Below are 1,102 nucleotides of genomic sequence, written 5' to 3' on the forward strand. Positions count from 1 at the left end.
TTCTTGATGACCTTGCGGAGCTGGTAGTTCAGCGACTCGATCGAGTTGGTGGTGTAGATGACTTTGCGGAGCTCGGGCGGGAACGCCAAGAACGGAATGAACCGGTCCCACGCTCGATCGAAAGCTGCTGCGGCACTCGGATATTTGGTCCCCAGTTCCGAGTCTCGGAAGGCTTCCCATTCGCGGCGGGCGGTCTCGGCGTCGGGGGCGGTGTAGATCGGTTTGATCGCCCGCGCGACGTCTTTGCGGTCCTTGTAGTTCACGAACCGCATCGAGTTGCGAATCAGATGCACCACACACGTTTGCACCGTGGCCAATGGCCAGGTCGCCTCGATCGCTTCGGGGAACCCGGTCAACCCGTCGCAGCACACGATGAGCACGTCCTTGACGCCGCGGTTGGCCAGATTCGCACACACCCCGGCCCAGAACTTCGCGCCTTCCTCGGCTTGTATCCAGATGCCCAGCACATGCTTGACGCCGGCCATGTCGACACCAATAGCGATGTGGGCGTGCCTGTTTCGGACATGACCGCCGTCTTTGACCTTCACCACCAGGGCGTCGAGGTAGATGACGGGATACAAGGCCTCCAGCGGCCGGTTCTGCCATTCATCGACCGCGTCGAGGACCTCGTCGCAGATCTTCGAGATCGTCTCATGCGACAGATCGGTGCCGATCGTCGAGGCCAGATGATGCTGAATGTCGCGCAACGTCATGCCGCCGGCATACAGCGAGATGATCATGTCGTCGAGGCCGCCGAGCCGGCGGGAACCCTTGGGTACCAGGCGTGGGGTGAACGTGCCCTCACGGTCACGAGGAACGTTCAACTCGACCGGCCCGGCCGCGGAGTCCACCGTTTTCGGGCTCGACCCGTTGCGGGCGTTGGGCAGTTGCCGACCGGCCGGATCGCCCTTGGCATAACCGAGGTGATCGGTCAGCTCGGCCTTCAGGCCGCGTTCGAGAGCGAGTTTGATCAGACCCGGGATCAGGCCGCCGTCGCCGGTGATCTGGACCTGGCCGGTATCGATCTGGGCCAACAACTCATCGACCATGCCCGAGGCCTCCAGCGCCTCGGCCACCTCCGCGGTCGAACGCGGCTCAGCCA

General features: G+C 63.2%; 1 protein-coding gene. It reads right to left on the reverse strand.

Going from position 1 to position 1,102, the window contains the following annotated elements:
* On the reverse strand, positions 1–1,076 hold a 1,076-nt coding region (locus tag FFS52_RS23565), incomplete at its 3' end, for an IS256 family transposase (RefSeq protein ID WP_249356652.1).
* Between the last annotated feature and the right edge of the window lie 26 nt (positions 1,077–1,102).

Source organism: Gordonia sp. ALPHA1B1 (genome assembly GCF_005502615.1).
GTDB classification, from domain to species: Bacteria; Actinomycetota; Actinomycetes; order Mycobacteriales; family Mycobacteriaceae; genus Gordonia; species Gordonia hongkongensis.